This is a genomic window from Mycoplasmopsis hyopharyngis, assembly GCF_045276885.1.
Taxonomy (GTDB): Bacteria; Bacillota_I; Bacilli_A; order Mycoplasmatales; family Metamycoplasmataceae; genus Mycoplasmopsis; species Mycoplasmopsis hyopharyngis.
In genome coordinates this window covers 649756-675414 of the sequence record NZ_CP174164.1, presented here as the reverse complement: position 1 = coordinate 675414, position 25659 = coordinate 649756, and the positions used below count along the sequence as shown (strand labels likewise).

Below are 25659 nucleotides of genomic sequence, written 5' to 3'. Positions count from 1 at the left end.
TTAAAAGTAGAAAATACACTAGGTAACATAATTAAGTTAAACACCGTTACTGTCTTGATGTATTGCTATAAATATTTTATTATAAAAAGCAAAAAATTAAAGGATATTTTTAAGGACATAAAGGTTATTTAACCTTTTATATATAAGTAAGTATTAAATAATATTATAATTATTAAATTAATATGAAACAAGCAGGAAAAAAAGTTATTTTAGGAATGTCAGGCGGTGTTGATTCATCGGTTTGCGCTTATTTATTGCTTCAACAAGGATATGAGGTTGAAGGACTTTTTATGCGCAATTGAGATTCATTTACCAACAATGATATATTAGGCAACGATTCATTGATTGAAGACCAATGTCCGCAAGAAAAAGACTACCAAGATGCTTTAGCGGTTGCGAATAAGTTGAATATTAAATTACATCGAGTTGATTTTGTTAAAGAATATTGAGATGATGTTTTTTTAAACTTTATTCAAGAGTATAAAAAAGGAAGAACACCAAATCCAGATATTTTGTGCAACAAATACATCAAGTTTAAAGCCTTTGCTGATTATGCTTTTAATAATTTAGGTGCTGATTATATTGCTATGGGTCATTATGCTAATGTCCAAAACGGACATTTATATAGAGCAGTTGATACAGAAAAAGATCAAAGTTATTTTTTATCTCAATTAACTTTTGAACAATTAAAAAAAGTAATAATGCCATTAGCAAGAATTAAAAAAAGTGAAGTAAGACAAATAGCTAAAGAATTAAATTTAGAAACTGCTAACAAAAAAGATTCAACTGGCATTTGCTTTATTGGTGAAAGAAGATTTACTGAATTTTTAAAAAACTATATTCCAATGCAAAAAGGTGACATTGTTTCTATTATTGACAACAAGGTTTTAGGTAAACATCAAGGTTGTTTTTATTACACAATTGGCCAAAGAAAAGGTTTAAATTTAGGTGGAATGACTGAACCACATTATGTTTGTGGACACAATGTTAAGAAAAATATTTTGTATGTAGCACCAATTTCTCATATGGAATATTTAGATTCGGATTGTTTAATTGCATCAAATCTGAATCTAAATAATCATGAATTTGATCAAAATAATTTAACTGCTAAATTTAGATACCGTCAAGCAGACATCAAGGTTCAAGTAGAGTTTTTAGATAATGATCAAATCAAAGTTTTATACCCACAAAAATGTCAAAGTGTAACCCCTGGACAGCAAGTAGTTTTATATGATGGCCAAAAATGTTTAGGTGGAGCAGTAATTGAAAAAGTGTTTTTAAATAACAAAGAGAAAAAATATATCTAAGGAGTAAAAATGAAAAAAATGTCATCTAAAGAAATCAGACAAAGTTGACTTGATTTTTTTAAATCTAAAAACCATTTGGTAGTAGAAACCAAATCATTAGTTCCTGTTAATGATAATTCTTTATTATGAATTAATTCAGGAGTTGCTACTTTAAAAGATTATTTTAGTGGTAAAAAAATTCCTCCTGCTTATAGATTAACTAATAGTCAAAAATCTATTAGAACTAACGATATTGAAAATGTTGGTTTTACTTCTAGACATCATACTTTTTTTGAAATGCTAGGTAATTTTTCAATTGGAAATTACTTTAAAAAAGAAGCTATTGAATTTGCTACTGAATACTTATTAAAAGTTTTAAAAATGCCAAAAGAAAAGTTGTATTTCACTTATTTTAAGGAAGATACGGAAACTAGAGACCTATGAATTGCTAATGGTTTTGACAAAGATCATTTAATTCCCGGAGACAAAAAAACTAACTTTTGAGAAGTAGGAGCTGGTCCTTGTGGTCCTAATACCGAAATCTTTTTTGATAGAGGAACCAAGTATGATTCTAGAGGAATTGAACTTCTAAAAAATGACATTGAAAATGATAGATATATAGAAATTTGAAACATCGTTTTTTCTACTTTTAATTCTGATGGAGAAGGAAATTACACCGAACTAAAACAAAAAAATATTGATACTGGTGCTGGTCTAGAAAGAATAGTTTCTATAATGCAAGATGTGCCTACAAATTACGATAGTGATTTGTTTATGCCAATTATTAAAGAAATTGAAAAATACACTCCTAAAAATGTTAAGTATGATGTTGATTTTTATTTTGCTAAACAAAAAGATCAAGAACAAAATTTAATTAATGTTAATTTTAAGATCATTGCTGACCACTTAAGAACTGTTGCTAATGCTATTGCTGATGGAGTTAAACCTTCAAATGTTGGTAGAGGATACATCATAAGAAGATTGATTAGAAGATCGATTTACAAAGCAATGCAATTAGGTATTGCAAACAAATTTTTATATAAATTAGTTAATGTAGTTAAAGAATCTTTACCATTTGAATACGAAGTAAATGAAGTTGCTGAAGTTATTAAAAATGAAGAAGAGTTGTTTAGCAAAACTATTGAAAATGGTAAAACTATTTTAGATAAATTCCTAGTTGATAATAAAACTAAAATTTTTGATGGTTATTTAGCTTTTAAATTATTTGAAACTTATGGTTTTCCTATTGAATTAACCACTGAAATTCTTTCACAAAATAACATTGAAGTTGATTTAAAGGAATTTGAAAAAGCAAAAGAAGAACATATTGAAAAATCAAGATCAGAAAAAGTTTCGGGAATGCAAATGGCTATTAATTCTTTGGTAAGCATTGATAAAAAACTAGATCAATTTGTTGGTTATGACTTACTTAAAAATAAAACAAAAATAATTAAACTCCTAGACGCAGAAAAAGAAGTTAAGACAATAAATGGTAAAGCTTATTTGATTTTAGAACAAACTCCTTTTTATGCTACTAGTGGTGGTCAAAATCACGATCATGGTTATTTAATTCAAGGCAAAAATAAAATTAAGGTTCTTGATGTTTTTAAAGATAAATTTGCAAATCACATTCACTATGTCGAAGGAAAAATTGATGCAAATAAAGAAATTAAAACATATGTAGATGAAGAAAAAAGATTGAATTTAGCAAGAAACCACTCTGCGACCCATTTAGTTTTTTCTGCTTTAAGAAAAGTTTTAGGTCCTCAAATTCAACAATTGGGTTCAGATATTACTTTTGAAAGATTTACTTTTGATTTTCCTGCTGATGAAAAACCAACAGAAGAACAAATTGAGGAAATTGAAAAAATAATGAAAGATATCATTGCAAAAGATATTAAAAGAGAATACTTAATTACTGATATTGAAAATGCTAAAAAATTGAACGCCATTATGACTATTGAAGAAACTGAATATCTAGATCCTAAACACGTAAGAGTGGTTAAATGAGGTAATGTAACTACTGATTTATGTGGCGGAACTCACTTACCAAATAGTGGAATCTTAGAAAAATTCAAAATCATTAGTGTTGAGAAAAAACAAGCAGGAATTTTTAGAATTAAAGTTGTAACTTCAAATAAATTAGTTGATAAATATTACAAAGAGCAAATTGAAATGCATCAAGAAGAATTAACTAATTTAATTCAAAAGTGTAAAGAATTAGATTCAACATACAAATGTGATTATAAATTAACAAATAATTTGGAAAAAGATAATAACTTGTTGTATTCATTAATTTTAAAAGTAAGGGAAGATTACAAAAAAATTAATAAAGAAAATGAAAAGATTAACTTTGATTTTGAAAAAATCGAATATCAACAATTGTCAAATATCAAAACTTATGTTAATTTAGATGTTAAAGTTAAAGAATTAAAAAATGTTACTTGCACTATTAGAGAAAAAGATGTTAATTCATTAGTTATTTGTGGTTCAATTTTACAACCTGGTCAAATAATGTTAGCAATTGCTTCTAAAACATATGATTCATTAGCAATCTTTAATAAAATTACTTCCAAATTTAAAGGCAAAGGTGGCGGAAATAAAATTTTAGCAATGGGAAAAATTGAAGCTGATGTTGCAGATTTAATTAAATTTTTAAATGAAGAAAATTTAAATGCGTAAGTTAGCTTTAGACATAGGAACTGCAAGTTGTGGGTTTGCAATTTCAGATGAAAGCAACATTATTTCTATTGGACTAGAAAATTATAAATTTCCAGAAAATGAATTTGATTATATGTTCAAAAGAATTGGACATTATTTACAAGAATATCAAGTTGATAAAATAGTCATTGGGTTACCTTTAAGATCAAACGGAACTTTTAGTGAAAGAACTACTTTGATTCAAGATTTAGGACATAAAATAAAACAACAATTTAATGTTGATATTTATTTTGAAAACGAATATGGAAGCACAAAAAAAGCAGAAGAAATCTTGATGTTAACAGGAATGAAAAGAAAAAAGAGAAAGCAATTTAAAGATAAATTAGCAGCACAAATAATTTTGGATGAGTATTTAAAATACCATCTATAGAAGGAAAAAATGAATTCAAATATTGTTTTACAATTTAATGCTATTTCAGATTTTATTAATAGCAAAAAAAATCCTGAATTGGCTAGAGGTTTATTAATTTCTATACCTGTTGTTGTAGGTATTTCAATGCTAATTTATTTAATTATTTGACTATGAACTAGACAATTACGGAAAAAAGCATTAGTAGCAAACATAGATGAAAAAGACATTCCAATTGTTAATGAAATAGCACAAAAATTTAACAAATTAGATGCTCGAATTGTTTCTTGTTTTAAAAATTCTTATCATTTAAATGATTTAAAATGAATTGCTTCAACAATCAAAATAAATGATTTTAAAAAAGTTCTTCTTTTAGGCAAAGATTTGGAAACTCCATTATTGATTCTTCAAGAAGTGTTGAAAATGGAAATCAATATTTTGAAAAAAAATATCGATGTTAAAAAATGAAACCAACAAGTTTTACAAAAACCTGAACTTTTTACCCAAGCAGTTAAAACAATAGAACAAGTTGAACAAGACTATGATTTAATCATTAATTTGTCTACTTTTGACAATTACCGAGATTACCAAGATTATTATCCAAAATTAAAAGAAAAAGGTATGTTGATGATTAAACAAAGTTTAATTTTTGACAAAAACAATTTGAAATTTTTACAAAAAGAATTAATAACAAAAAACATCAAGCATGAAGTTTCCTTTGCTCATTCAAAGTTTTTATATATTATTAAGTAAAATTAATACAATAATAAAGTAAAATTTATAACAATTATTTAAGGAGTTAAAATGTCAAAACAAAGTATCAAAGCCAATGAAATTATTTTAACTAAAGAAACTTATAAAAAGTATGAAGAAGAATACCAAAATTTAATTAATGTTGAAAGACCAGCAGTTCAACAAGCTTTAAAAGAAGCAAGAGCACAAGGTGACCTTTCAGAAAATGCTGAATATGATGCAGCTCGTGATCGTCAAAGTATTGTTGAAGGTAGAATTGCTGAATTAGAAAACATTTTACAAAATAGTACTATTATTCAAAAAACTGATAAAAAAGGCCAAGCAGGAATTGGTTCAGTAGTTGAATACATTGATTTATCAGATAATAATACTTACACTGTAACCATTATGGGTTCGCACGATGCTAATCCTTTTGAAAATAAAATTTCAAATGAATCACCATTAGCTAAAGCTATTTATGATGCTAAAATCGGTCAAGAAGTTGAAGTAGAAACAGCAAAAAAATACAACATCAAAGTTTTAAGTATTAAATAATTTTTATTTTGGAGAAAATATGAACAAGCTACATCCATTAATAAAAAAAGTTGTTTTTCCACAAGAAGTTATAGAAGCAAAAATTTTAGAATTAGCAAAATGAGTAAATGAAACTTATAAAGATTCTAAAGATTTAGTTTTAGTTGGTTTATTAAAAGGATCAATACCTTTTTTAGCACAATTAATTAAGAATATTAATGTAGATCACTCATTAGATTTTATGACCACTTCTTCTTACCAAGGAGCTACTTTATCAAGTGGTTCTGTAAAAATAATTATGGATTTAGCACAAGATATTAAAAATAAAGATATTTTGATAGTAGAAGATATTATTGATTCTGGCATTACTTTATCAAAAATAAAAAATTTACTGTTAACTAGAAAGCCAAATAGTTTAAGAATATTAACTTTAATGGATAAACCTTCTGGTAGAAAAGTCGAACTGGTTGCGGATAAATTTGGTTTAATAGCACCTGATGAGTTTTTGGTAGGTTTTGGATTAGATTACAATGAAAAATTAAGAAATTTACCTTATATCGGGGTTTTTGATGAAGAAAAAATCAAAGACTAGTGTCTTTGACTTAATAATTTATTTTCTCATGATTCATTTTCGTTAGGAACAAATAAAGAGTTCCCAACGATTTTTTTATCTTTAATAACCGCAAAAAATGGTAAGTTAAATTGACTGCCTGAAGCAACACCTAATTTGTTTTTGATAATTTCAGTAATTATAGTTGCATCTCTTTTTTCATCTTCAGTTCCAAAATTGATATCGAAAGCAATAAGTTCATCATCACTAAAAGCTTTTTTATGCTTTTCATTTCAATATTTTAAAAAATCTTGGCAGTGACCACATTCTTTTGAAAATGCTAAAAATACAATAGTTTTGCCTTTTGATTTTTCTAACATTTGTTCATATTTTTCTTTTGCTTTTAAGAAAAATGGGTAATTAGTCTTATTAAAATAAAAAATGGTTTCTAAAAATGTTTTTTGGAAATACATAAGCATTTGATCTTCAATCGCATTAGCAATTGTATCTTCAGTAATTTCTTTAGCTTCTTTAAGATTATTTACAAGTTTTCCAATTTCTTTTTTAATTTCAATTCTTTTTTCATTTGGAATAATTGAAACATCATTTTTAAAATCATCAATTTTTTCAATAAACAAATCAATGTTGTCAAATAAATAAGCAATAATGTTTGAACTTACGAATACCTTTAATGATTTTTGCTGTTCTTGAACTAATTTAGTTATTTTTTCAGCTTTTTCAGTTAATGAAAGGGAAGAATCGTTTTGAATTTTTAAAAGTTCTGCACCCAATTTTTCAACATTTGCTTTGGCTTTTTCAGCGAAATTTTTAATTTCTTTAATCTTTTCTTCATTTATTTTTGAAGTTAAATTAGTTTTAGTTTCAATAAAGAAATTTTTTAATTCAAAAGTTTTTTGAATAGGAAAATCTTTGGTATAAATTTCACTTTTTGCATTAGTTTTTTTATCTATTAATTGGAAAAGCAAATGACCATTTTCATTGTCGAAATTTACCATTATTTTCTTTATAGTATATTTGTCTTTATTTTTTTCGCCATTTATTTCTAATTGTAAATCATTAATTTTGATTGAATTTTTATCAATTAAACCCTTTTCAAAAGATTCTTTATTTTCAGAACCTATGTAGAATAATTTTATTTCTTTTTCCACATCAATTGTTTCTGTTTCAGGATTACATTTGCTAGAAACAAGTGCCACCGGCATTAAAATAGAAGGTAAAATAAGTGGTGCTATTCATTTTGTTTTTTTCATAGTTCTTATTATATCTTTACTATAATTAATAGTAATAAAAAATATTAGGACGCAAAAGGAAAAAATATGACTGAATACAATTCAAGTTTTGATAATAACGAAGAGAAAGCTAAAAGTCAAATTCAAGAAAATATTGATTACAAAAATGATGAATATTTTAATGAATTATTCAGTGATGAAGACTTCAGTGATATCTATGATTTAGATAACAAAATAGAAATCAAAGAAGAAGAAAAAAAGATTAAATTCAAAAGAATTAGAGACAAAAAAGGCGATTCTTCAATAAGAAAATATGAAGAAAAAATCTCTGTTGAAGACACAAAAGAACTTTTAAAAAGATACCAAGACAAAAAAGAAATTATTGATAATCCTAATTTTCTATTTCCAGAAGAAAAAGATAAAAATCTATTAAAAACTCTTTCAAGGGAACAAATAGTAACAACTAAAATTAAGAGACATTTATTGGAAAAAGTTAAATCGGAAATAGATTATGAAACAGTTGATGTTTATAGACAAAAAATTAAAAGAAATAAGAAAAACATTGGTTTAGTTCTTTTCTTTTCATTTATGTTTTTAATTATCTTTTTTGGGGTAATTATTGCTGCTAATTTTAATACTTTATTAACCAAATTTAGTTCAGCTCTTTCAACAATTGATTTTATTGTAATTGGTATAACTGCTGGAACAACTTCATTCATTTTACTTTTTACAATTCTTTTATGTGTTTCATTAGGCAAAAAGAATAAAAAATTAAAATATTGAATAGATGAACACATTGCTCATTCGATGAGTGATAACTATATAAAATGAAGAGATTTGAAAAAATATGCTTTTAATTCATTAGTTGATTTAGACTTTGTTAATACTTCTTCAACAAAAGTATGAGTACAAAAAATGGTTTATCCAGATGTTCCTCATAACCACATCGTTAAATGTAATGAATATAGTCAAAATTATGTTTATAGAAACATAAATGTAAACTTCCAAGATGCTTATTTAAAAAATGATCCTGAAGCATATTCACAAATGAACCTAGAAAAAATGAAATATGATAATAGAGAAATTACAAAACCTATTATTACTGAAAAAGTTAACTTGATTAAAATTATTGAATTGGATTTAAAAACACCAAAATTTGAAAATTACATTATTCCTGATTTTAATATTTTTAACTTCTTTGAAGTTTCAAAACAATCTGCACCTGAAGATTTAGTAGATTTGAAAAAATATGATACTAACTTTGATATCACCTTTAAATTAAAAACTAATGCTATCGGCGATAAAAAAGAATTGTTGATTGATGTACTTGAAAAATTTATGAATGACAAATTTTTCGCAAAAGATTATTCTTATATAAGTTCTTCAATTTCATGCTTTAAGAAAAAAATTACTGCTATATTCAGTTATGAAGGTCTAGAAGAAGATAAAAAAGAAACTAAATGACAAACGTTGTTTATTGACAACTTTAAACCTTTTAAACCTTCAGATTATTCAAATATAGATGAAGAATATAAATATGTATATTTTAATGATGATAATGAAACCGAAAAGATCAGATACTGTGATTTATTAACTTATATTGAACAATTTAGTGATTTCTTTGCTACATTACATACCAAAATTGAAAAAAGCTTATTGCCATTAATTAAGTTAGTTGGCCACTTATTAAAAAATAATAGATAATTAAGCAATAAATTCAAAGCACTAGTGAATTAGTGCTTTTTATATTCTTTATTTATAAGGTTATAAATAATATAATTAAACTTATGGATATAAATGAACCCAAAAATGCTACTAAAATAAGTTTTTGAAAATTATTTTTTATTAATATGCTTTGAACCTTTACTACCTTTGGAGGTGGTAATGCTTTAATTATTGTAATTAAGAAAACTGTGGTTGAAAAATATAAATGATTAACGGAAAAAGAATTCGAAAATAATTTTATAATCACCAATTTATTACCTGGCCCTAGTGCAATTCAAATGTTCAGTTATATCAATATCAAACTATTAGGTTTTACAAAAGGATTTATTTTAACCATTTTTGCCATCTTGCCTCATACTCTTTTCGCATTTTTATTAATATATTTTTCAAAATATATTCCTATTAATTATTTGTATGTGCTTAATGTTGCTGTCATTTGTTCAATTGTTGGAATTCTATTAGTTTTTTGTTTTAATAATATTTTTACAAAAAGACAAAGCAAAAAAGAACACTTTTTATGAATATTATTGTTTTTGTTTAGCTTCTTATTTAATTTTTTAGTTCCTTCACCATTTAATTTACCAATTATCTTTTTATCATTAATGATTGGTGTATTTTTTATTGCTTATCGTATTAAAAAGGCAATTAAAGACAAAAACGAGGTAACGCATGATTAGTTTGTTTTCCTTGTTAGCTATTTTGTTGTTTTTGATTTTAATATCTTTATCAGTTTTTGGCGGAGGTCAAATATTTATGTCAATTTTTCAATGATTTTGACAAAATCTTGATAAATGATTCAACATCAAAATTGACCAAAGTCAAATCCAAAACATATTTTCAATTGCTAATTTAACTCCTGGCATTCTTTCACCTAAATTTGCTATGATTTCTGGTTTTTATGCAGCTAATGGACAATGATGAGGCTGAATTACGATGTTTTTTGCTTATTTAGTTTTTGTTATTCCTGCAATATTGATAATGCATTTAGCAAGTAAAAGGATTCAAAAATCAGAAAACCAATTCCTTAAAAAATTGATTAGTTTTATCAAACCAATCATTATCGGGATTGTTTTTGCTTTAGCAATTCAATTGTTTATTAGTATCCTTTTGCCATATTTTTCATTCAATCATTCATATAAGCAATATCTTAAAAAAGATAATCTTTCCAATATCGCTTTATTTTTCAAAGATTGAAGATTAGTGAATCTATATATTTTTGTTCCAATTATGACAATCAATAGTGTTTATTTTAGTTATAAAAAATATCCATTTTTATTTATTTTTTACTTGAATTTCTTAATTAGTTCTTTAGCTTTTCAACCTTGATTATAAAAATTAAGTTAGTACTTTTAACATTTATTAATATAATATATAAATTATGTTAGAAATCGAAGTACTATACAAAGAGAGAATTGATAAATATATATCAAATAACACAGAAATAACAAGGAACGACATTCAAACCTTAATTCAAGAAAACGCAGTTTTAGTTAATGATAAAGTTGTTACGAAAGCCAATTTTATTGTTAATGAAGGTCAAAAAATTAAAATCTTGAAATTAATAGAAAAACAAGCAATGAATATCAAACCAGAAAAAATGGATCTTAATATTGCTTATGAAGATCAAGACTTAATTGTTATTGATAAACCTAAAAACCTTGTTGTTCATCCTGCACCAGGTCATTTTGAGCACACTTTAATTAATGGTCTAGTTGAAAGATATAGTACTTTATCTGATTTAAATGGTGTTTTACGTCCTGGAATTGTTCATAGAATCGATAAAGATACAACTGGTTTATTAATTGTTGCTAAAAATAATAAAACTCATAAATTATTATCTGATATGCTAAAAGAACACCAAATTCAAAGAAATTATTTAGCAATTGTCAAAGGTTCATTCAAAGACAAAAAAATGAAAATTATTTTACCAATTGGTAGAGATGAAAAAAATAGACAAAAAATGATGGTAACCCACAACAATTCAAAAGAAGCTATAACCAACGTTGAAGTTCTTAGTGAATTTTACAAAGATGGCGAAATACTTTCTTTGGTTAAATGTGTTTTAGAAACAGGAAGAACTCACCAAATTAGAGTTCATTTATCTTATATTAAGCACCCTGTTTATGGCGACCCAATTTATGGAAGCTTTGTAGATGATTTTAATCAATACTTGCATGCGTACAATTTAAGTTTTATTAATCCAATTAATAATCAAAGTATTAATTTATATTCATTACCACCTAAAGAATTTAATATTTCAAATTTTGATTTTCAAGATTTTATAACTAAAGAAAAACAAGATATGCAAAGTCAAAAATAACCCTCACCTTTTATTATTAATAAAAAATCAATAAAAATTCCGAAAATAGGAATTTTTATTTTTGCATTTATTTTTTAAATTATCTATCTATCTATCTATCTTGTAAAATTATTAAAAATTAAACAACAAAGGGGAAGAAATGGCTTTAGAAACAAAAGTTTTTAATACAAAATATCATTGATTATCACAACAAGAAATTATTGAACATTATTCATCTTTTGGATGACAAACAATTGGTGTAACTAACGATAGAATAACAATGAATAGAGAAGTAAATATTGAACATTATCAAGAATTAGTTGCTCTAGAAAATGACTACGTTAAATATTTCAGAGAAACAGATTTTGCTTTGGATAAATCTATAATGAATATTAAACTTGCTATATTTTTATTCTTTCTATTTATAGTACCAATGGTTTTATATATTCTAAATAAGAAAAAATGAAAAAAGAAAGCTGGTGTAGCATTTGATAAAATGGAAGATGCTGTTACAAAAGGTAAAGCATTATTCTATTCTTCTAATTAGAGCCTTAAAAAAAATAAGTTCATAATCTTTTAAGAGCAAGGTTATGAACTTATTTTTATTTTATTTTCTTAATTATTTTGGTAATTGTATTTTGTCTTTGAGTTTCATTTAGTTTAAATAACTTACTAATTCTTTTGGTTTGTTTTACTTTGATTCCAGTAAATCAGCAAACCGCTCTTTTAAAAAAGGTAAAGTCGCAATTTTTGTAAATTAATTTGATAAATCAACTAGGAGCATCACAAGTTGAAAAAATTCTAGCAGTTTTACCTTTTAGTAATTTGTCTCACAATGAATCATTACTATGATACTTGTAAGCAAAATTAGGTGTAAAAACATTATCAATATAACCTTTTAATAACGCAGGTACATTACCTCATCATAGAGGGTAAAAGAAAATTAATTCGTCTGCTCATTTAATATTTTCTTGTTCTTGTTTGATTGTAGTTTCATATTTTTGATTTTCTTTATGTAAATTTAAATCAAAATTCAAATCAATTAAATTAACTCTTTTAACTTCGTAATTTAATTTTTTCAATTGATTTTCATATGCATCAGCTAACTTTCCATTAAAAGAATCTTTGCTAGGATGACCTAGTATTAAGTAGACTTTTTTCATTTTTGCTCCTTATTATATTAATATAATAATTTTATTAAATATATTAAAGTAAAATAAATATACTATGAAAAACTTTTTTAAGAATGTATTAGCAAAATTTTCTTTTAAGAAAAAAAATAAAGATAATATTAACTCTGAAGAAAAACCAGTTACCAAATGAGAGAATTTTGAAACCTTTTGTGAATGATTTAGAAAAGCAATAAAACCTATTGAAAACATTAAAATTTTAAATGTTATTCCAATGGATTTAGGAAAAACTATTTCTTATCCTTTTGATTTGAACAGGTTTGAAGCAAGTAAAAATTACGATTTATTAGCAAAGTTTATTATTAAAGAAATCGATCCTTTTCCTACTAAAAAAACAAATCAAAATTTCGATAGTAATTCATATGTCCAATACAATTTACAAAATGAATTTTCTAAGCATTTAGAATGAAAAAAAGATAAATATTCTAATAATTTACAAGTTATTAATTTTGAAGACAGTAAAGAATTACTTTGCAGAGTTTGAATTAACAAACAAGAAAATCCTAATTTTTATTATTCAGTTTATGAAACTGGGATTGTTGTTTTTAATCACTTATATTCAATCAATGAAATTTTGCTAGAACAAAATGATGATAACGTTTTTTTAAAAATATTATTTGAAACTACTTTTAATGATGTTTTTAATTCTCAAAAAATAATTGAAGATTTTAGCAATTTATCAAATACCGCTAAAGTAAAATTCATACAAAATTTTGTTAATTACTATTTTTTAGAATATTCAAATATTTATAAAAACAGTGAAAATAAAATTGATTATTCACAACTTTTCTTTATTAAACAAAGAAACATCATTTTACAAACTATTCAAAAAATGAGACTATCTTTATACAAAAAAGATTTTTGAACCAAAACAAATAGTGATGATAAAGTGATTAAATCAAGAAAGAAATTAAATCGTCCTTTATCGCTTTTTAGTGATTATTCAAAGAATAATTATGATAGTTTTTCATACATTAGAAATATTTTTTTTCAACCTGAAAATAGTGAAATAATTGAAATTTCAAAATGAACTCAACCAATCACTTATAAAGGAATTCACAATTATTTAAAGTGAAATAATATTAGTTTTTTAGAAAAAAAATTAGGTGCTAATGATATTTATTATCTTGATGACAATAGTTCAAAATATAAATGCGCTAACAATGAAGGTTTAATAAAAACTAATGTTAATAATTTATTTGAATTATTAACTAGCAAGCAAAATGAATCAATAAAAAGTTTTGTAAACTCATTTAATGCTATTCAATCATTTTGAATGCTTTCTGATTCATTGATCAATAATATTTCTAAAGTTGATTACGACTTTTATGGTCTAAAAAATTCTTTACCTATTTTGAATTACTATAGCAGCAAATTAAAAGACTTTAATTCTGGAATTCAAAATTCAAATGTTGTTGCTAATTTGAAAAAAGACATTTACACCAATTGTGAACTAGAAGAAAAAATGGCTAGTGCCATTTCCGCTATCCAAGCTAGATTTGCAATCGAAGATGGAAACAGAGAAAAGAAAAAAGCAATCAATGCTGGTATCTTACAATTGACAGTGTTAATTTTTGCGGGAATTACAGCATATTCTGGTTTAAATAAATTTTTAGGTCCAGGAAGCAAATGGAATTTACCTTATTTCCAAATATGAGGTCCATTAATTATTGTTGTGGTGTTATTGATTGCAGCGTTTGCTTCATATTTAGATAAGAAAAAATAAAAGGAGTTATATGGCTTTAAAAGCAGGTATTGTTGGACTTCCCAATGTTGGTAAAAGTACATTGTTTGCTGCAATTACTAAAAATCAAGTAGAAGCAAGTAATTATCCATTTACTACCATTGAGCCTAACATTAGTACTATTAGTTTAGTTGATAAAAGATTACAAAAAATTGCTAGTTTAGTAAATCCAGAAAAAATTATTTATGGTACCTTTGACTTTGTTGATATCGCTGGTTTAGTAAAAGGTGCTTCTAAAGGTGAAGGATTAGGTAATAAGTTCCTTTCTAACATTAGAGAAGTAGATGCAATTATTCATGTAGTTCGTTGTTTTGAAAACAAAGACATTGTTCATGTTAATAATCAAGTTGATCCAATTGTTGATCAATATGTAATCAACACTGAATTGATTTTAGCTGATTATGAAACTATTTCAAATGTTTTAAATAGAGTGCATAAAAAAGCAAAAGCTGGAGTTAAAGAGGCAATTGTTGAAGAACAATTAGCTTTAAAAATCAAAGAGCAATTAGAAAAAAATATTTCAGTGCGTGAAATAACCAAAGATTTTAATGAAGAAGAATTAAAAATTCTTAAAAGTTGACAACTATTAACTGCTAAACCAATGATTTATGTTGCTAATATTTCAGTGGATCAAATGAACAATTATGAAAAAGATCCTAAATACATAAATCTTTTACAAGAAGCAACTAAACAAGATTGTTTAGTTTTACCAATATGTGTACAAATAGAAAGTGAATTAGCAAACATTGCTGATGAACAAGAATTGCAAGAATGAATGGCAAGCTATGGAATCGAAGAAAGCGGATTAAATAAATTAGTTAAAGCTTCTTTTGAATTATTAAAATTAGAAACATACTTTACTGCTGGTCCAATGGAAGTAAGAGCATGAGTTTATTCAAAAGGTTCATGTGCTCCTAAATGCGCTGGTATTATTCACAGTGATTTTGAGAAAAAATTTATTAAAGCAGATATTATTTCTTATCAAGATTACATAGATTATAATGGAGAACAAGGAGCAAAAGCTGCTGGTAAAATGCGTTCCGAAGGTAAAACTTATATTATGAAAGATGGAGATATTTGTCATTTTAAATTTGGTAAATAACTATGAAAATAAGTAAATTAAGCAAAAAAGAAATTAACGAATTAGCATACAATTGATATTTTGATGTTGTTAAAAAAATGTCAAAAACCAATCCTATTGCAAATTACAATGAACTAAAAATTTCCGATCATTACAAAAATTATAGAATTCCTACATCTAAGGGAATGATGTGAAAATATAATCGACACCATTTAATAGAAATTAATATAACTGGTGCTTTAATCAATTCTAAAGCACCAGAAGCTAAAGAATTAATAAATACACCAGCAATTATAGTTTCTTTAGAACAACATGCGTTTTTACACTATTTAATTATTTTGTCTCAAAGGACTTTTCCTAATGATGGACTAAGGTTACAAATTTCAGATTATGAATGAGATAAATTTATTCAAGAGCAATGCAAAATATATCAAATCCCTTATATTCCTAATTGAACTTCATATATTCAAAATGTTGAAAAATATTAAAACAAAAATGAATTGAAAAACATTTTGATAATATTTAAATTTTTGTCTTTAAAAACTTAAAGACAAATGGGAGTTTAGTATAAAGGCATTACTGCAGTCTCCAAAACTGTTTATGTGGGTTCGAGTCCTGCAACTCCCGCCATATCATAATAATGAAGAATGAAAGTAGTTTATAGTAACTACTTTTTTAAAAAATACCTGTTTGAAAATTATTAATTTTTAAGAATAATGATATCATTAAAAATATGAAAAATATAGTTGAGATGAAAGTTGAAATTCAAAAGAATTCAAGAATTAAATACGAATACAATCGTGCTACTGGAAACATTGAAGTGGATAGAATTTTAAGAGGAGATTTTGTATATCCATGTGTTTATGGTTTTGTTCCTCAAGCACTTGATTGAGATGGCGATGAATTAGATGTATTATTGTTTTCAGAAGAACAATTTTTACCAGGAGTAATTTTAAAAGCTAGAATAATTGGTGCTATGAAAATGATTGATTCAGGAGAAACAGACACAAAATTAATTGCTGTGCATGCTGATGATTATAGATTGGATAAAATTACCAAATTAGAAGAATTGCCAAAAGAATGATTGCAAAATATTGACCATTTCTTTTCACATTACAAAGATTGAAAAAAACCTGGTTTAACAAAAGTTGAAGGTTTTGAAGGTGTTGATTGAGCTATTCAAGAATTACAAGAATGTACTGAATTGATGGAAAAATTTGGTAAGCTTCCAAAAGAAAAATTCTTAGAAAAGATGAAAAAAGAACATCCTGATAAATACGAATGTTAATTAATTTAACTATTAAAATAAAAAATCATTTTTCCTTATTTGTCTATAAATAGGGTAAAAATGATTTTTTTATTAATTAATTTCGAAAAAGGAAAAAAGTTTATTGTTCAATTTTGATTATATTATCATCTTTTACTTCAAAAAAATCGTCTAAATATCTTTGAATAAAAGATGTCAATGAATACTTATTTCATTCAAAATTATAATGTGCTTCAAATGAACTATAATCAATTTCATCTAAACCAATTGTTTTTTCATTAAATGATTCTTTAAATTCAAAAAAATCATTTATTATTTTACTATTTGATTCGATTTCATTATCATTAAATTCAAATAACTCTGATTTTAAGTATTCACTTCTATTTATTCTAATGTAATTTAAATTTTTCATTTTTTCACTATAAAATTGATAATTTATAAATTCATATTTTTCAAGCAGAAATTTTAATTCATCAATTTTAATGATGTCCTTATTAATTGATTTTATGATAGCTTCTAATAAAGTTTCTTTATTGACTTGGTCATATAAATTTTTATTTCAAACATATGGTCTACGAAAACCAAAATCTTTAAGATAGTTATTTTGATTTAAAAATAAATAATTAGTTAATGAAAAGAAAGAAAATTCATCTTGTAAATAGTTTTCTAATTTGTCATATGAAAGTTTGTAATTTTCTACAAAGTTATTAAATAATTTTTGAGAGCTAACAATTCCAAATTCACTATTTTGGATTAAATTAAATAGGTTTTCAAGAATATCATTTTTACTTTCTTCTTTTATTTCTAATCATTTTCCAGAAATAAATGTTTCCTTTTTTAATTTTATTATTTTGTTTTTAATTTTGTCAAATCCTTGTGTAAAAAAATAAGATTTTTTACCATTGAATTTTTGTAAAAGATCTCTTATACTAAATACACCTTTCATTTCTTCTATTGTTTTGAAAATATTTGTATTTACATTTTCTTCAAAATCTTTCTTAATTATTTTGTTTCTTGCAAATCTATATCGATCATCTTTAGAAAGAATTATTTCATCAACAAGTCCTTTAACTAAATATTCATTATGAATATTACTATTTTTAAATGGGATAAGAAAATACTTAAAAATAGTGTGATAAAAAACAAAAGATTTTTCATCTATTTCTTTTTCTATAAAATTAATGATTTCTTCTTTCATATTTTTGATGCATTCTATTTGCTGTTCTTCTAGATTTTCATAATGTGAATATAATCCTCTATCAATTAATATTAGTCTTTTTCTATTTCAAAAACTATTAAGTTTTTTAAGCGTCAAATGAAGTTCATATTTTTCAAATAGTATTTTTTCTAATTTTATAAAGTCATCATTTATCTTTAGCTGATCAATTTTATAACCCATGGGAAAATTTTCTTTAATTTCCTTTTCAATTAAATCAGTAAAACTAAAACCAATTTTTGCATAGGCATTTCCAATTTTTTTATATTTATCGATAATTATTTCTTTTTCCAAAATACTAAAGTTACTGATATCTTCACTTTTGATTATTTCAGGTAAACTTTCCAATATTTTCTGAATGTTGAAAATTTTTTTATCATAGAAAAAATGATATTTTTTGTTAAAAGAATACTTACCACTAGAATTTAATATTGTCATTTCTTTTATAAAAATTCAAAATTGCTCATTTTTAAATATTTCATTTAATTCAGAAAAATGAATATACTGTGGAAAGTTTCTATCTTCAAATACTTTGTTTAATATAGTTTCATCATATTTATATTTTCTTAATTTACTTAAAATATAAATATCCTTATTATCATTTTTTAAATCATTAATGTCAATATTATTGTCATTTAGTTTATCTACTATTTCTTGATAATATTTTTGATAAAAATTAGCATCTATTAATAATTGATGTATATTAGTTCCAAAAAGAAAAGCTAAAAAATCATTTGAACATTTTGATAAGTCATTCCAATTGTAAATATTTAAATTTTGTAGTAGTAAATTAGTTTGTTCAGAGTCAAAAATGAATTTTGTTTTAATATTTTGATGTTGTGCTTTAAATTCATTGATGTTTTGATTTATTTCTTCTCAATTGATTAAAGTAAAAAAAATTTTTTCTACTTTTATATGTAAAGGAAAATTTTTGTCTATTAAAAAATTTAAATATAAATCAAAAACACTATCAAAATCAATATTCTCAATTTCTTTACTTATTTCAAGTCAATTAAGACTTTTAACATCATTTTTATATTGAAATAATGAAATATATTTATTTTTAAATGTTTTGATTTTATCTAAAATTTCTATTATTTCATTTTTTATGCCTAATATTCTATTATTAGACATAATTAAGTATTCTTTAATACTATTTCCTAGCTTAGAAATGTTGATTTTTTTAAAATCATAATCATTACTTTCTAAAAAAGCACTTATAAATTCTCGTAAATAAATTTTTTCTTCTTTTAAATTTTCTAAATTAATAAAAATTTTTTCTAATATTTTACAAATAAGTGAGTTATCAGAATATTTATCAAATTGATTTTCAAGTGTTTTTTCTTCAATACTTTTTTGAAATAAAAAGCTTCGATCATAAAAATTATTCATCATTACCTATTATTTCTGTTAAATAAATATTCGGATTTATATTATCTTTTAAATATTTTTTATACATATCTTCTAATCCATTATTTATTAAGTATTCAGTTATTCTAACAATATTATCTTTTACATCCATATTAGGATAAATAACTTGATATATTTTTACTAATAATTCATTTTTAATGTTTTCATTAATCAAATTCATAATTGCGCTGTCATGTCAAGTAGTTTTTTTAGCTTTATTATTTTCTAAAAATAGCTCATTTTTAATTGCATACACAAGTCCAAAAATTGCAACTTCATTTCTATGCTCAAAGTATTTTGTATTTAATAATTTTTGAATTGCATTACTACTATCATCAGTTAAACCTATTTGAGTTTTGTCAGACATTATTTTCTCCTTTATAAACTTTTAATTTTAGATTTATAAATATCTAAATCGGTATTCGAACTTGATTTTTCTTTAACTATTTCATACTCGTTTAAAACTTTAAAATCTTTATTTTTTAAGTATTCTTTCTCATGAGAAAGTAAAATTACCTTATCAGAAATTTGTGAAATGTGTTTATATATTTTGATAGAGTTACTATCTGTTAGAACACTAAAAGGAGCATCAAAGAAAATTGTTCCATTAACTATTGAGTTTTTATGAATTCCATATATTAATGACAAGATTATGATTACATTTTCTCCTTGTGATGGAGAAAAGATAATTTTATCATTCTTGTCTTTCAAAGAAACCTTATAAATATCAGAAATTAATAATTCTTTGTAACTATCAAAATTTTTAATTTTTTGAAACATTTCGTTAGCATCATTTTGAACTTTATCTTTAATTTTTACAGCATATTTTTTTTCTGCGTTTTCTAAGCAAACCCTTAATTTCTTAATTAAATCAATTTTTTTAGTTATTTTTTCAACTTTTTCTTTGTTGGTATCATCAGTTTCAAGTTTATTGGTAGCTTCATCAAGATCTTTTTCTATCCCTTTCATATGTTCGATATATGAATTTATATCAAATAATAATGAATTTATATCGTCATTAAGATATTTGTATTCATTAAATTTATTTTTATATTCATTAGTATCTTCATTTGAGAATTTATATTTTTCAATTTCTTGTTGTTCGTCATTTTTTCTTTTATTTTCAATTTGAATCTTATCTTTTAAATCTTTTATTTGACTTTCGATATTTTTTAAATCATTGAAAAAGGAACTATTATTAATATTTTTTTCAATATCTTCAATTAATTTTAAAGAATTATATTTAGCATTATTTTCAAAATTTAAATTTTGGCCTGTTTTTAAGATATTGATTTTTTCATCTAAATCTCTTTTATCTTGTTCTGTAATTTCTCTTTTACAATGAATACATTTATTTTCATTTTTAAGATTATTTAATTCTTGAATTTCATTAATTATTTTTGATTTTTGATTAAAGTTTTCAATCTCATCATTTTTTACATCATTTTGTGTTTTAATAAAATTAATAATTTTTGTTTTGCAAAAAGCAAAAACATTGTTATTGTTTAAATATTCTTGTAATTTTGAAATTTGTTTTTCTTGCTCATTGGAAAGATCGCTAATATTTTTTTCAAAAGATTCTTTTTTTGTTAAATATTCTTTTATAACTTCATTATTCTTCAAATATTCTTCTAATTTCTCTTTATCTGTTTTCTTTTTTTCTAATTCATTTTGTTTATTTTGTATTTGTCTATTAAGATTATTTTTTGAATTTTCTAATTGTTCTATTTGATGTTTTATTTTCTCGTTTTGTTCACTTTTTTTAGATAATGCTTGTTTTTCTTTAGTGTAAATCTCTAATATTTTCCTTAAATGATGAATTCCATTTTGTATAGAATCTATTCCCAATATTTTTAATATATCAGTTTTCAAAACATTTTCTGACAAGCTTTTTGTTGATAAAAGGCTTTTATATTCTTCAAAAGTATTTTCTCCATCAAAAAGGAAAAATTTGATAGTTTTTTCTGGAAATATTTTTTCAATAAATTTCTTTGATTGATCTTCTGAAAGGAAAGAATTATTGTTGCTTATATTTTTTATGGTTAATTCATTTTCTCATACATCATTTTGTTTTTGTAATGTTCGAGATATTTCATAAGATTCGTCATTTCATTTTAAATTAAGCTTTACATTAATTTTGTAATCTTTTTCTTGCTTTGATAAAGTATTTAATACTTCTGTTTCAATAGTATCGTTATTGATTTGTTCTCTTTTAATGTGATATCCTAAGCAAAATTTAACTGATTCCATTATGGTTGATTTTCCAGCACCATTTTCACCATAAATAATAGTTAGACCATTAGAATCAAGAAAATCTATGCTTTGTTCTTTATAATAGGATTTGAAATTGTAGATAGTAATCTTTTCTATTTTAAGCATATTTATTTATCCAATCTTTCATCAATTAATTCTTTTATTTTCTTTTCAATACCCTCGTTGTCAGATGTATATTCTTCTTCTATTTCTATATCTATTATTTGTTTTAGAATTTCTTCTTCATCCTTTGTTAAGGATTTTTCTATTTCATCTATAATGTTTTTAATTTTTTCTTTATTAGATAGTTCCATACTATTTTTCTCCTTCCTGAATGTTTAAATATTTTTGTTTTATTCGTTTAATATCTTTTTCAACAATATTTCCATTTTCTGAACTTTTTGAAAATGTTTCCAATCTTTCAATTTCACTTTTTAATGAGTTATCAGATATGTCATTAGTTCATTTATTTGATGGTAAAACTAAAAAATCATAAATACAAGCAAAGCTTTTACCAGCATGTTTTCTTAAAATTCTTCCTCTTCTTTGGACATATTCTCTCGGATTTTTACTACTTGCAATAATAATTGCTTTATTAATTTCAGGGATATCAACACCTTCATCTAAACACTTAATACAAAAAATGATTCCGCCATTTTTTCTAAAATGTTCAATAGTTTTATTTTTGATTTCATTTTCATTAGGCATTCCACTATAAAAGTCATATGTGTAATCCATGAATTTAAAATTTCTTTGTTTTAATAATTCTCTAAAATTTTTTATTTCAGTTTTGTCTTCGAAATAAATTAATCATTTTTCATCTTCAATATTTTTAATTTCAGTGTTTAATATTTCTATTGTTTTTTCATATTTTTGTTCAGCTTTTTTTAAAATTTTAGCTCGATTAATAAGAAGAGTTTGCAAAGAAGAATCGTCCATTATTTTTTCATTGGTATTTAATAATGCAATTTTCTTTCCAATTCTTTTAGTTAAAGATATGTAATTTTCACTTTCATCATCATTTAAATAAATGTTGCTAAAAAAGTAATTGTACCTTGCTAATGTTCCATCGTCAATACCATTTTTTATTTCATAAATAGGTTGAATAGTTTTTTCAAAATACTTTAAAATGATTTGTGAACCTTCTTCATCATATTTTCTCATTGGAGTTGCGCTTAAACCAATTTTTGCACCAACTTCATATTCCATAATTCTTCTAGCATTTGGAGCACCTATATTGTGAACTTCATCCGCTATTAAGAAAATATGTTTACCTCAATTAAAATTTTTTAAAAAATCTAATGAAGAAGCTTTTTTATATGTAAAAATAAAAACTTTTTTATTTTTTTCATCTTGTCTTTTCGAAAAAGAAAGTGTATTAGGATACTTACTTAAATCATCATTTGTAAATACTAAAATTTGATTTCCTAATGTCTTTTTAATTTCATTTTTTCATTGAAACTCTAATAGTTTAGAAGGGACAATTATTAAAGGAATTTCATTTTTATCATAAATAGCATTTTTTATAGCACAAATTGAGGTAAATGTTTTTCCTGCTCCTGTGCACATATTAAACAAACCAATTCTATTATTAGCTTCTCAATTTTCAAGTATTTGTAATTGATAAGGCCTTAATTTTTTGCTTGAGTTTTCTAAATCTCATTTGTTAATTGTGTTCTTTATTTTTTTATTGCTTAATTCAATTATTGCTTTTTGTAATTGTTCATAAATTTGAATTCTTGATATGCCAGCATCCTTATTTATTTCACAAATATGTTTTTCTAAAATATCTAATAGTTCACTAGGTTTGTAAAGTATTATATTTTGATTATCTTCATTATTTTTTCACAAAGAATCAAAATATTTTTCTTTATAATCACAACGCTCATTATCATTTTCTTTTCAACTACAAAAGACTTCAAAACATTCTTCATTTCCTTTTTCTGATCATCCGGAAAAAGTTTCATTATGAGAACCAGTAAAAGCGACAATATTATTGTAATTATCTTCAAAAATACCTATTTTTGAATGTAATAACCTTTGAATTTTGTTTTTTGAATCTCAAGTTTCAATTATTTGGATATCAAGAATTTTTTGTTTTATTAGCAAATAAAGTAATTTAGAGCTCTCAATATTATTCTTTATTATTTTCAAAATTTCTTCATCAAAAAAAGTTTTTGCCCTATCAGAATATCCTTTTTCTATTGAAGATAAATCATCTTTATTATTGATGATTTCAGTATTGCAAATGATTTTAATTTTTCCTTGATTTTCAATAAAAACTTTTAATTCTGGTTTTATTAAATCAAATATTGATGAATTGAAATAACCAGCAATTCTTTTATACAAAATAGAATTCTTAAGGCAAATTGAATAAAATTCATCAACAAAGTTATCGGAATTTTTATCATAAGATTTTTTAAATATTGATTCAGACAAATTTGGATTATTCACTTTCAACCCCCTTAATGTTTGTTAAAGATAAATCTACAAATTTCTTTTCTTTTTCAAAACCTATAAATTTTCTTTTTAATTTTTTTGCCACTATACCAGTTGTTCCGCTTCCTAACCACGGATCTAAAACTAGATCATCTTCATTTGTGCAAGCCAATATATATTTTCTTGGTAAGTATTCAGGTTGAACAGCCTGATGATTAGTTTTTTTAGAAGAAGTTGAGCCATAAACTATGTTTGAATCTGAATAATAATCTTGGACAAATTTATTCATATCAGAAACAATTTCTTTTTTTAGTTCATCAATAAAATTGTTTTTTGGTAAAGCACCTTTCGGATTTGGTTTTATCTTTTTATCTCTTGTTACATATAGGCTATTTTTTCTTTTCTTATAAATTTGTTCCTTATACATTTTCAAAGAAACAGGTGAATATGATTTTCTAATACTATCAATATTTATTTTTCAATTAGGAGCTTTTGAAAATCACAATATATATTCGTAAGCATCCATACATGCTGATTTAACACCAGTTGGTGCTGGATTAGATTTGATTCAAATTTCAATATCGACACAATATAGTCCTAATTGTTTTTTGATATAAAGCATTAGTTCTTCAATAATTAATGATCTTTCAGAACAATGATTAGTTTTTTTCTTTTTTCGATTAGCTTTTACATTGATTACTAAAAAACCTTGATTATCTAATTTATTTACTGCCTTTTTTAAAAAAGGAGAAATAAATTCTATATATTCTTCTTCATCTCATTTTCCATAATCTCTCTTAGCATTAGGATAAGGAGGAGAACCATAAATTAGCTTAATGCTTTTATCTTCAATATTATCTATCGCTGTTTGGCATTCTTCTTGATAAATTGTTATATTATCAATAGCAATTTTTCTCATATTTGTGCCAAAATAGACAATTTGGTGAAAATTGTCTATGTTTTAATAAGTTAAAAGAATTTATGAAAGATAATATTAAAAAATTAATATATATATATATATATATTAGTTTGAATTTTTTGAGAATTTTGAAAAACATTTAAAATAGAATTTTGTTCTTTTAAATTGCTTAGCATATTAGAATTATAAATTAAATTCATATTTTTAGAGTTAAAATGTCAGCAATCTTAAATCTATTAATTTTATTGCTATTCCACTACTTACATTTTTAGTTTTTTCTCTTTTTTTGTTCAGTCAAAGAGAAATTGATTTTGTTTGAATCCTAAGCGAATTTGGGACATTTGGTATCAATTGAATTTCTTATTAGCATATTGCAATACATCCAAATCTTGTTGAAGATCTAAACAAATTTATCACATTTGGTATCAATTGAATTTCGGATTAGAATATTGAGATACATCTAAATTATCTTTGAGACCTTCTTGAATTTCTTCCATTTGGTCTGAATCGAAATTATTTTCATTTAGATTGTTTTGTTCAAAGTATCCTTCGATTGTCATTTTACTCCTTAAAAGTTATTAAAATTCAATATACTAGAACATAGTATACACAGAATTAAAGTTCATTATGAAAAGTTACATGATACAATTGTCTATTTTTTCATCTATTTATTTTTTTTATTTTGCTTATTTAA

24 protein-coding genes and 1 tRNA gene are annotated in these 25659 nt (G+C 24.0%); 16 read left to right on the top strand and 9 right to left on the bottom strand.

Translation table 4 applies throughout. The features are described 5' to 3' along the window. The first annotated feature begins 182 nt into the window (after window positions 1-182). From mnmA to hpt, 6 genes are read left to right on the top strand one after another with little or no spacing between them, the layout of a single operon-like run. Window positions 183-1307: a tRNA 2-thiouridine(34) synthase MnmA gene (gene mnmA / locus ACJA25_RS02765; RefSeq protein ID WP_406615138.1), complete on the top strand. Its 1125-nt coding sequence runs from the start codon at window positions 183-185 to the stop codon at window positions 1305-1307. An 18-nt stretch (window positions 1308-1325) separates the two neighbouring features. Further along, window positions 1326-3968: an alanine--tRNA ligase gene (gene alaS, locus ACJA25_RS02760; RefSeq protein WP_406616193.1), complete on the top strand. Its 2643-nt coding sequence runs from the start codon at window positions 1326-1328 to the stop codon at window positions 3966-3968. Continuing rightward, on the top strand, window positions 3961-4377 hold the full coding sequence (gene ruvX, locus ACJA25_RS02755; RefSeq protein ID WP_406615136.1) for a Holliday junction resolvase RuvX: 417 nt from the start codon (window positions 3961-3963) through the stop codon (window positions 4375-4377). Before alaS ends, ruvX begins: the two co-directional genes overlap by 8 nt. Before the next feature lie 9 nt (window positions 4378-4386). After that, window positions 4387-5109 (top strand): BC85_0335 family putative methyltransferase, encoded by a 723-nt coding sequence (locus ACJA25_RS02750; RefSeq protein ID WP_406615134.1) that lies wholly within the window; start codon window positions 4387-4389, stop codon window positions 5107-5109. Between the two features lie 51 nt (window positions 5110-5160). Further along, a complete protein-coding gene (gene greA, locus ACJA25_RS02745) occupies window positions 5161-5643 on the top strand; it encodes a transcription elongation factor GreA (protein WP_406615132.1) in 483 nt (160 codons plus the stop codon). 19 nt (window positions 5644-5662) lie between these two features. Next, window positions 5663-6214 carry a hypoxanthine phosphoribosyltransferase gene (gene hpt / locus ACJA25_RS02740; protein WP_406615130.1) on the top strand — a complete coding sequence of 184 codons (552 nt, stop codon included), beginning with the start codon at window positions 5663-5665 and terminating at the stop codon, window positions 6212-6214. Here the strand turns inward: hpt and ACJA25_RS02735 are convergent. Further along, window positions 6211-7443 (bottom strand): hypothetical protein, encoded by a 1233-nt coding sequence (locus tag ACJA25_RS02735; protein ID WP_406615128.1) that lies wholly within the window; start codon window positions 7441-7443, stop codon window positions 6211-6213. The genes hpt and ACJA25_RS02735 overlap by 4 nt on opposite strands. Window positions 7444-7509: 66 nt before the next feature. Here ACJA25_RS02735 and ACJA25_RS02730 point away from each other — a divergent pair, with 66 nt between their 5' ends. The 5 genes from ACJA25_RS02730 to ACJA25_RS02710 all read left to right on the top strand — a co-directional run bounded on the left by ACJA25_RS02730 (window position 7510) and on the right by ACJA25_RS02710 (window position 11993). Continuing rightward, complete coding sequence (locus ACJA25_RS02730; RefSeq protein ID WP_406615127.1) at window positions 7510-9126, top strand: hypothetical protein; 1617 nt, start codon at window positions 7510-7512, stop codon at window positions 9124-9126. Window positions 9127-9209: 83 nt separating this feature from the next. Further along, complete coding sequence (locus tag ACJA25_RS02725) at window positions 9210-9824, top strand: chromate transporter (RefSeq protein WP_406615125.1); 615 nt, start codon at window positions 9210-9212, stop codon at window positions 9822-9824. Next, window positions 9817-10479, top strand: coding sequence for a chromate transporter (locus ACJA25_RS02720; RefSeq protein ID WP_406615123.1), 663 nt, complete (start codon window positions 9817-9819; stop codon window positions 10477-10479). Before ACJA25_RS02725 ends, ACJA25_RS02720 begins: the two co-directional genes overlap by 8 nt. A gap of 46 nt (window positions 10480-10525) precedes the next feature. After that, a complete protein-coding gene (locus ACJA25_RS02715) occupies window positions 10526-11467 on the top strand; it encodes an RluA family pseudouridine synthase (protein WP_406615121.1) in 942 nt (313 codons plus the stop codon). A 139-nt stretch (window positions 11468-11606) separates the two neighbouring features. Then, window positions 11607-11993 (top strand): hypothetical protein, encoded by a 387-nt coding sequence (locus ACJA25_RS02710; protein WP_406615119.1) that lies wholly within the window; start codon window positions 11607-11609, stop codon window positions 11991-11993. A 55-nt stretch (window positions 11994-12048) separates the two neighbouring features. Here the strand turns inward: ACJA25_RS02710 and ACJA25_RS02705 are convergent, their stop codons facing one another. Beyond that, a complete protein-coding gene (locus tag ACJA25_RS02705) occupies window positions 12049-12609 on the bottom strand; it encodes an NAD(P)H-dependent oxidoreductase (RefSeq protein WP_406615117.1) in 561 nt (186 codons plus the stop codon). A 64-nt stretch (window positions 12610-12673) separates the two neighbouring features. Between ACJA25_RS02705 and ACJA25_RS02700 the strand changes: the two genes are divergently transcribed. The 5 genes from ACJA25_RS02700 to ACJA25_RS02680 all read left to right on the top strand — a co-directional run bounded on the left by ACJA25_RS02700 (window position 12674) and on the right by ACJA25_RS02680 (window position 16749). Further along, a complete protein-coding gene (locus ACJA25_RS02700; protein WP_406615115.1) occupies window positions 12674-14362 on the top strand; it encodes a hypothetical protein in 1689 nt (562 codons plus the stop codon). Window positions 14363-14372: 10 nt separating this feature from the next. After that, on the top strand, window positions 14373-15482 hold the full coding sequence (gene ychF, locus ACJA25_RS02695; RefSeq protein WP_406615113.1) for a redox-regulated ATPase YchF: 1110 nt from the start codon (window positions 14373-14375) through the stop codon (window positions 15480-15482). A gap of 2 nt (window positions 15483-15484) precedes the next feature. Then, complete coding sequence (locus tag ACJA25_RS02690) at window positions 15485-15949, top strand: hypothetical protein (protein ID WP_406615111.1); 465 nt, start codon at window positions 15485-15487, stop codon at window positions 15947-15949. 68 nt (window positions 15950-16017) lie between these two features. Further along, window positions 16018-16091: transfer RNA gene (locus tag ACJA25_RS02685), tRNA-Trp, on the top strand. 103 nt (window positions 16092-16194) lie between these two features. After that, on the top strand, window positions 16195-16749 hold the full coding sequence (locus tag ACJA25_RS02680) for an inorganic diphosphatase (protein WP_406615109.1): 555 nt from the start codon (window positions 16195-16197) through the stop codon (window positions 16747-16749). Window positions 16750-16849: 100 nt separating this feature from the next. Here ACJA25_RS02680 and ACJA25_RS02675 read toward each other — a convergent pair whose 3' ends face one another. The 7 genes from ACJA25_RS02675 to ACJA25_RS02645 form a co-directional block, all read right to left on the bottom strand. Then, window positions 16850-19336, bottom strand: a complete 2487-nt coding sequence (locus tag ACJA25_RS02675) for a hypothetical protein (protein ID WP_406615107.1) — start codon at window positions 19334-19336, stop codon at window positions 16850-16852. After that, entirely contained in the window at window positions 19329-19721 is a 393-nt protein-coding gene (locus ACJA25_RS02670) for a hypothetical protein (RefSeq protein ID WP_406615105.1), read from the bottom strand. The genes ACJA25_RS02675 and ACJA25_RS02670 overlap by 8 nt, the downstream gene beginning before the upstream one ends. 11 nt (window positions 19722-19732) lie before the next feature. Then, window positions 19733-21733: an AAA family ATPase gene (locus ACJA25_RS02665; RefSeq protein ID WP_406615103.1), complete on the bottom strand. Its 2001-nt coding sequence runs from the start codon at window positions 21731-21733 to the stop codon at window positions 19733-19735. Window positions 21734-21735: 2 nt separating this feature from the next. Next, the gene (locus tag ACJA25_RS02660; RefSeq protein WP_406615101.1) at window positions 21736-21921 is read right to left on the bottom strand and encodes a hypothetical protein; all 186 of its coding nucleotides are present in this window, start codon (window positions 21919-21921) and stop codon (window positions 21736-21738) included. A 1-nt stretch (window position 21922) separates the two neighbouring features. Next, the gene (locus ACJA25_RS02655; protein WP_406615099.1) at window positions 21923-24061 is read right to left on the bottom strand and encodes a DEAD/DEAH box helicase family protein; all 2139 of its coding nucleotides are present in this window, start codon (window positions 24059-24061) and stop codon (window positions 21923-21925) included. Beyond that, window positions 24054-24965 carry a DNA-methyltransferase gene (locus ACJA25_RS02650; RefSeq protein WP_406615097.1) on the bottom strand — a complete coding sequence of 304 codons (912 nt, stop codon included), beginning with the start codon at window positions 24963-24965 and terminating at the stop codon, window positions 24054-24056. The genes ACJA25_RS02655 and ACJA25_RS02650 overlap by 8 nt, the downstream gene beginning before the upstream one ends. Window positions 24966-25375: 410 nt before the next feature. Beyond that, window positions 25376-25525, bottom strand: a complete 150-nt coding sequence (locus ACJA25_RS02645) for a hypothetical protein (protein WP_406615095.1) — start codon at window positions 25523-25525, stop codon at window positions 25376-25378. Window positions 25526-25659 lie beyond the last annotated feature (134 nt).